The 969-nt window shown below is 41.1% G+C and carries 2 protein-coding genes; one reads left to right on the top strand and one right to left on the bottom strand.

Annotation, left to right across the window (positions count from 1 at the left end; translation table 11 throughout):
* Positions 1-278 precede the first annotated feature (278 nt).
* Complete coding sequence (locus tag GQO39_RS08705) at positions 279-644, bottom strand: hypothetical protein (RefSeq protein ID WP_156851796.1); 366 nt, start codon at positions 642-644, stop codon at positions 279-281.
* A gap of 63 nt (positions 645-707) precedes the next feature.
* On the opposite strand from GQO39_RS08705, the gene GQO39_RS09005 reads away from it, so the two are divergent.
* Positions 708-969: hypothetical protein (locus GQO39_RS09005; RefSeq protein WP_210349162.1), on the top strand; the 262-nt coding region annotated here is incomplete at its 3' end.

The raw sequence follows: 969 nt of genomic DNA, 5'->3' as shown, positions 1-969 counted from the left end.
TTCCGCATACCATTCGTTATCTTCTCTTTTTTCCATGAGAATTTTTAGCGAGCCTTCCATGAATGACCAATGGGATAAATAGAGTTCATCCTCATTCGTCTTTTTTTCAACAGAGAATCTTCTTCTTTTTCCATCTCCAAAAACACCCACAATTTTGTTCTCGTCAAACTCGACATGAAATACAAAGTTCTCTTCAGGAAGGAGAAAAAAGGAAGCTCTTCCTCTTTCCCGAAAGTGTGAGAGTGGTTCGCATTCTCTATTCAGAAGAGTGTATTTCGTCATGACCTTTTTACTTTGATACCATCAACAAAGAAAGCTTTGTCTTCAGATAACAGAATCTTGTAGACTTCGACGTCGTTTTGTACCTTTCGATGCTCTTTCACAGTCACCGGGAAATCTTTTCCTTCCAAAACGTCTCCCTTTTTGAGCTCGAATGCATACACTTCTTTTCCGGACGAAAAGAATCTTGTGAATCTCGTCACATAGACGAAAAACTCTTTGTCTTGCACCTGGAAAACAATGTACTCGACCTCGAAATGTCTCTCTTTGACGATAGAAAATTTTGAAGCCCCCATATCTTCGAGGACGACGAGGTAGTTGCCTTTCGAGAGTTCGCAAAAATCTACATCTCCTTTGTTCGTCAAAACACACGACCACTTCCAAAACATGTCTTGTTAAAACCTTTGCATCAACTCAAGTTAACAAAGATGAACAAGAAACTTTTGAGACTTGCGTTCCAACTTGACTCTGAAGACGACGAGCAAAAGAAAAAGGCGGAAGTGGGTATTTCTTCCCTTGCCAAAAGCCCCATTCTACAAAATTCTGTGAGGCTCTCTTCTTTGGAGACTCTTTTCAAGACGAAAAGAGGTGACATCGGAAGCGACTGCCTTTGCGCCTCAAGGGACTCCCTCAACTTTCTGGCTGATAAGAGGGCAAAAAAAGAAGTTGACTTTCTTGTGCTGTCTGCAA

This window comes from Bartonella refiksaydamii (assembly GCF_902652675.1).
In the GTDB taxonomy this organism is placed as follows: domain Bacteria; phylum Pseudomonadota; class Alphaproteobacteria; order Rhizobiales; family Rhizobiaceae; genus Bartonella; species Bartonella refiksaydamii.
This window is presented reverse-complemented; position numbering and strand designations above follow the sequence as displayed.